We start from the raw sequence: 5,453 nt of genomic DNA, 5'->3' as shown, positions 1-5,453 counted from the left end.
ACCGGCCTTCGATCATCGCCGCGTGCTGGGTTCAGGCAACGTTGTGGTGATGTCATGATTTACGGAAAGATCAATAGTTTGAGGGGGACATGCCACACGTAGCCTTTCTCCAGGTTCGGTGTGTCATTAGCCGGAAATCGCGGTTGCGATTAGAGTGGAGGTCCACCCTCGCAGAGGCGCCTCAGTTTTATTCGACCTGGTGCGCGGATTGATAATCTCTCGCATTGGAGGGCTGTGTCCGTACTTGGTTCCCGAGTTCCAGGCTGGGTGCTTTGGTGTACCTGGGACTGATTGCACAACGAGGCAGGGACGGCCAGAGGTGGCAATGGCTTGAGTACTACCTCCACGAGCTCCTTGACTGCCGCGCGAGCCTTCATTGCGGTCCGTGGTTGTTGGCGGGCACCGGCTGTGCGAGAGTAGGTGTTGCGAGCATACGCAGGTTGTTCGCAAGCCTACATAGCGGGGTCCTCATGGTCCCTAGCCTGTCGTTTCCGACCAGTCAGCATGGCGACGATGAGATTCTCTTTGTGAACCATGCTCATGGCGATGGCGGCAATGACGTGTATGACTATCAGCACCATCAATGTGTCTGCCAATAGCCCATGAACGTCCTTCGGCCAGTCCTCGCCCCAGAACCTATCTAGCCTCGATATCCACCCCGTCACCGCGAGCGCAAGGATGAGCGTCCACATTGTGAGCATCATCAGCGCCCCGAGCGGTGTATGACTTAGATGCCGTGGTGGCCGGCGGGCAATCGTTCCTTTGAGGTCCGAGATGACGCCGGAGGGCGTGGGGACCCAAGTAGAAAACCGTGCAGGCTCGGTGCCGATGAAGCCCCAGAGAATGCGAAACAGGACGAGGCCCGCCGCAACATATCCGACGGCTCGATGCAGCGGTCCGCCGGAGTCCTCGAACAGGTTCCACAACACAAGCGCCGCCACGCTCCAATGGGTCAGGCGAACCAAAATATCCCAGACGCGTACCGACGCGGTGCTTGTCACCATGTTGAGCTCAATCGGCTAACGCTATTTCCCGATCTCCGATTTCACGACATCCAGCGTCTTGGTGTCGTAGTAAATCTCGGCCTTTTTGCCTTCCTTTGTGGTGCCATAGATTTCGTAGCAGTTGCCATCCACTTTGAATTTTTTGATGTTGTAGCCCTGCCCCTCAATCTTCGCTTTGGCATCGGCTTCTTTCATCCATTCGGCTTTGGGATGTGCGACGCATTTAGCACCGGCGAGTGCGCCGGTGGAGAACACGCCCGCGAGTACGAGCAAGGTAATCCGCAGCATAGTGGCTCTCCAGTTCAGTAGTCTGTGGCAGCCAAGCATATTGGAGTCGATGGCAATTCACAATAGAGGTTTGGCAGTATCACCCCGAGTTCAGTCGTCGTCATCGTGCCAGCGATGCCATTCGCGGTGGCGTTCTCTCCATTCATGCTCTCTCCAGCGTTGCTCACGCCATTGGCGTTCCCGCCACGCACGCTCGCGCCAGTCGTCGTAGTATCCTGGCGCAACCACTACAGGTTGCGACTCCACGACCACTGGTGGCGGAGCGTAAACAGGAGCGGGGGCGTACACGGGCGCAGCGACGAAGGGTAGCGGGACGCCGATGCCGACACCAACATTCACATGAGCCTGCGCGCCGGCAGATGCAACGGCGGCGACCGCCGCCAGGATGGCCAGCGACAAAATCTTTCTCATGGTTACATATCCTCTGTGAATACTGCCTACCTGAATGGACTGCCCTATAGGAAGGTCTGGCATGAAAAGTCGGAGGCAGTTGTCAATAGAAACGAGGGGAGCGGAATGCTCGTTGACGGGGTCATCCCACGATTTTGTATCCAAATCTGTCCGCGGGGAGTAGGTGCCGGAAGTGTGTCGCCTGGTACGGCAATGGACGACAGGCCACGGCGTATGTGCATCAGGTTGTCACACGTATGTAACCTGGAGGTCTTAGGTTTGCCGCCACCTGCAATGAGGGCGCGTGATGGAAAGTCTTTTTGGGCTGTTGGAAAAAACAGATAGAGGTCGGCAGGAAGTGGCAGCACGGTCGGGGGCACTCGATGGTCGCCGCCGCGCGCTCCTCATTATGGTAGATGGCCGGACCAGCTCGAAGGAGATTCTCGCCTGTGCCGGGGAACTCGGACTAGACGCGAGCGCAGTGTTCCAATTGCTGCATGTGGGCTTCATCCGAACAGTCAGCGAAGCCGATGACGAGCCTGCTGTTCAGTCGTTTGCGGAAGTGCCGCCTGTATCCGCAAAGTCCGAAGCGGCCCTCCAAAGGCGGTCACTTGCCGCGGCCAGGATGTATCTGATGGACGCAATGGTCCGAACGTTCGGTACAACGGACCACCCCGTCAGGAGGCAGCTCATCGAAGCAACGGACCCAGCTTCCGTCGACGCGGTGTTCGGAGAATTCCTTGGGATACTGCAGGAGATTGCCACGCCGTCGATGGCGGGGCAAATCGAGGAGTCGTTCCGGAGTCTTATCCCCGTTCGCAACCAGGATTTGGTGTGCGGTTTAGAGGCGCACACAGCTGTGCCTGAGATGGACGAATCAACACAGCAGAATTCTGCATTGGTGGTCGAGCAAGTCGCTGCTGCAGCAAGCATGCCGACGCGGCAACCGCAAGCTTGCGGTCTCAGCTCTCACCCGAGCGCGACCCGCCCCGGCAGGTCAGACTAACCCGATGACTGCGTGGTGCCGTGGGTGCCAGCGATCGCCCACAGCATATACAGGCGAAGCGCAGGTTCAGCATAGATTACACCGGGGACGCCTATGCCAATGTCGACGTTCACGTGCGCTTGAGCCGTAGACGTCACAGTGAGCCGAGCGCTGCCGAGTGCTCCGATGATTGCAGGTCTTTCATTTCATAATATCCAGCTTTTCGCGGGCCGTCATGGTCGTAGATGTGCGTCGTCGCAATCTCGCAAAGGAGCGCATAGATGCACTGTGGCGCCTAAACTTAATTAAAGGGCTGTTCCATCCAAAGTTGACCGAAAGTGGCTAAACAATTCAGACGCTCGGCCCAAATGGGCCTGGATGAGAAAAGCCGGATTGCCAGGGGAGCATCCACCACGAGTCCAAGTTTTGCGCCCTTCTGACGGCATGCTTTATATAGCGTGGGCGCAGTACCAAGGGGGGCTGAGTTGAGATGCTGGTCACAGGGCTGCCTGTTGGAGCCAATTTGATGTGTACAGCATCAGCAACATTTGCGACGTGATTCACTTGACGTGGCAGGGGGTAAGCCATGAGCACGATTCGCGCTGCCGCGATGGCTGCTTCGGCGTTGTTTTTTCTATCAGGATGCAGCGAAGTTCCAACTGCGGCCTACTACGACGATACCTACACCGCCGAAGGCTATTCCAGGACTCCCAGCGATCCCTATCCTTATTATGGGTACCCCTATTACGATCACCCGTACTATGGATACTCGTACTACGAATACCCCTATTATGGATACCCAGATTATTCTGGATATTACTATGGCGGGTTTCCAGTGTTTAGCGCCATTTTCGTCGGGAGCTTCCATCACGGCCGGCACCACCGATTTCATCACGGATTCCATGACCGTGGTCAAGGTATGGGCCATGGCGCCGGTCCGGGTATGAGCCCGGGCGGCGGTCCCGGTATGGGCGCTGGTAGCGGTCAGGGTATGGGCCATGGCGGCGGTCCGGGTACGGTCCCTGGAAATGTCCCGGCTATGGGCGCTGGTAGCGGTCAGGGTATGGGCCATGGCGGCGGTCCGGGTACGGTCCCTGGAAATGTCCCGGCTATGGGCGCTGGTAGCGGCCAGGGTATGGCCCATGGCGGCGGTCCGGGTGCGGTCCCTGGAAATGTCCCGACTATGGGCACTGGTAGCGGCCAGGGTATGGCCCATGGCGGCGGTCCGGGTACGGTCCCTGGAAATGTCCCGACTATGGGCGCTGGTAGCGGCCAGGGTATGGCCCATGGCGGCGGTCCGGGTATGGTCCCTGGCAGTGGTCAGGCTGTGGGTCCTGGCAGCAGCCAGGGTGTGGCCCACGCTGGCGGTCGGGGCACGGTACCTGTCAGTGGTCAGGCTACGAGCCCTGGTGGCGGCCAGGGTATGGTCCATGTCGGCGGTCCGGGTATGGCCCTCGGCGGTGGTCCGACTATAAGCCCTGGCAACGGTCCAGGTATGCGCCACGGTGGCGGTCCGGGTATGGTCAGAGGAAATGGCCCGGCTATGGGCGCTGGTGGCGGCCAGGGTATGGTCCATGCCGGCGGTCCGGGTATGGCCATCGGCGGTGGTCCGGCTATCAGCCCTGCCAACGGTCCAGGTATGGGCCACGGTGGCGGTCGAGGTATGGTTCGCGGCGGAAATGGCGGGGGCCACAATGGAGGAGGCCATTAGTCCACTCAGAATGGATTGCGGCGTTTGCCTCCGATATGAATCGAGATTGAGGCTTCAAATAGAAGTAGAAGTGCTCGGATTCGATGCCGGAGCGAACGCCAATAGCGCGCCGCCCAAGGGGGAGAGGCGGCGCAGGCCGCTCGAGCACAAGCGCAAGCACTTGCATTCAACGCCAAAAGGCCAGGAACAGCCCGAACTGCGTGAGGGATGTCTCATCGGAACGCAGGTGCTGGAGTCGCCCAAGCCGGAGCGCTCGGCATTTCCTATGGCAGAAGGGAACAATACTCAAGCTGCTGTCTCAAGTTTGAATCAGCTTTGGCGTCTTTTCCTGGCTGTCACAGGGCATCGTTTTTGAAGGCTGTCGTGTTGAACCAGAGCACAAAGGCTGAAATAAACTCGATTCACAAGAAGTGCAACAAATTCATCTCCGGCACAAGTTCGTCATTAAAGAAATAAGAAGATTACCATTTATGCCCGCATGGCTAATGCCTCGCGGGCTTTTTTTCGGTCTGGTGAACAGTGTCAGTTTCCGTGTCCGTGTTGGCTGTGTTCCTCACGGCCGCGATGGCCTTGGTCGCTATGCTCTTCCTGTTCGCGCCACCTCCGTTCACGCCAGTATTCTTCCCGTTGTTCGCTTTCACCCCTATAGGGTGAGTATCGTGAGCTTGGAACAACGACATAGACAGGGCGGGGCGCGACATAGACCGGGGTGGGTTCCGCATGTGCGACGCCAGGAACGCCAACGCCAATATCGACATTCGCTGCGGCAAAGGCCGACGAGACGGCGCAGAACAGCGTGCCGACAATGGCCCTACCGATTGCGCGGTGCTTCATTCCCGATTTCTCCTGGCTTTTCGTGGTCGCAATTCGATGGATGCAAAAGCGCACGCAGCCAAGGCGCAAATCGCCACGGCTTTTCGCATGATGATGCTCCCAGCTTCTATTGGCACTTTAGGCTGCCAATGGGCGGGAGTGTATTCGTGGATTCATACAGGGGTTTGGGGTTGCCCCGTTTCATCGGACAGATTTGCATTGGAATTTTATGTCAATGGGTTTTCTCCTTGTGATGGGGCGG

7 protein-coding genes are annotated in these 5,453 nt (G+C 58.1%); 3 read left to right on the top strand and 4 right to left on the bottom strand.

From position 1 onward, the window contains the following. Positions 1–452: 452 nt before the first annotated feature. The 3 genes from ACGLHR_RS50540 to ACGLHR_RS50530 all read right to left on the bottom strand — a co-directional run bounded on the left by ACGLHR_RS50540 (position 453) and on the right by ACGLHR_RS50530 (position 1,703). Complete coding sequence (locus ACGLHR_RS50540; protein ID WP_400103512.1) at positions 453–1,004, bottom strand: cytochrome b/b6 domain-containing protein; 552 nt, start codon at positions 1,002–1,004, stop codon at positions 453–455. A 21-nt stretch (positions 1,005–1,025) separates the two neighbouring features. After that, entirely contained in the window at positions 1,026–1,292 is a 267-nt protein-coding gene (locus tag ACGLHR_RS50535) for a PepSY domain-containing protein (RefSeq protein ID WP_400103510.1), read from the bottom strand. A gap of 90 nt (positions 1,293–1,382) precedes the next feature. Continuing rightward, on the bottom strand, positions 1,383–1,703 hold the full coding sequence (locus ACGLHR_RS50530; protein ID WP_400103508.1) for a hypothetical protein: 321 nt from the start codon (positions 1,701–1,703) through the stop codon (positions 1,383–1,385). 286 nt (positions 1,704–1,989) lie between these two features. Between ACGLHR_RS50530 and ACGLHR_RS50525 the strand changes: the two genes are divergently transcribed. Next, positions 1,990–2,688, top strand: coding sequence for a hypothetical protein (locus tag ACGLHR_RS50525; RefSeq protein ID WP_400103506.1), 699 nt, complete (start codon positions 1,990–1,992; stop codon positions 2,686–2,688). A 616-nt stretch (positions 2,689–3,304) separates the two neighbouring features. Here ACGLHR_RS50525 and ACGLHR_RS50520 read toward each other — a convergent pair. Further along, positions 3,305–3,667, bottom strand: coding sequence for a hypothetical protein (locus ACGLHR_RS50520; protein WP_400103504.1), 363 nt, complete (start codon positions 3,665–3,667; stop codon positions 3,305–3,307). Positions 3,668–4,448: 781 nt separating this feature from the next. On the opposite strand from ACGLHR_RS50520, the gene ACGLHR_RS50515 reads away from it, so the two are divergent. Together ACGLHR_RS50515 and ACGLHR_RS50510 are read left to right on the top strand one after the other, a co-directional pair. After that, positions 4,449–4,733: a hypothetical protein gene (locus ACGLHR_RS50515; protein WP_400103502.1), complete on the top strand. Its 285-nt coding sequence runs from the start codon at positions 4,449–4,451 to the stop codon at positions 4,731–4,733. A 365-nt stretch (positions 4,734–5,098) separates the two neighbouring features. After that, positions 5,099–5,453, top strand: a 355-nt coding sequence (locus ACGLHR_RS50510; protein WP_400103500.1) for a hypothetical protein, incomplete at its 3' end; no start/stop codon positions are given.

Source organism: Cupriavidus sp. CuC1, from assembly GCF_044627735.1.
GTDB lineage: Bacteria > Pseudomonadota > Gammaproteobacteria > Burkholderiales > Burkholderiaceae > Cupriavidus > Cupriavidus ulmosensis.
The sequence above is the reverse complement of the archived record's forward strand: the minus strand, read 5'-3'. Positions and strand labels throughout refer to the sequence as shown.

Coding starts and splice junctions, on each gene's coding strand:
- ACGLHR_RS50540 (WP_400103512.1), bottom strand. CDS start 1,004: ATGGTGACAAGCACCGCGTCGGTACGCGTCTGGGATATTTTGGTTCGC.
- ACGLHR_RS50535 (WP_400103510.1), bottom strand. CDS start 1,292: ATGCTGCGGATTACCTTGCTCGTACTCGCGGGCGTGTTCTCCACCGGC.
- ACGLHR_RS50530 (WP_400103508.1), bottom strand. CDS start 1,703: ATGAGAAAGATTTTGTCGCTGGCCATCCTGGCGGCGGTCGCCGCCGTT.
- ACGLHR_RS50525 (WP_400103506.1), top strand. CDS start 1,990: ATGGAAAGTCTTTTTGGGCTGTTGGAAAAAACAGATAGAGGTCGGCAG.
- ACGLHR_RS50520 (WP_400103504.1), bottom strand. CDS start 3,667: ATGGCCCATACCCTGACCGCTACCAGCGCCCATACCGGGACCGCCGCC.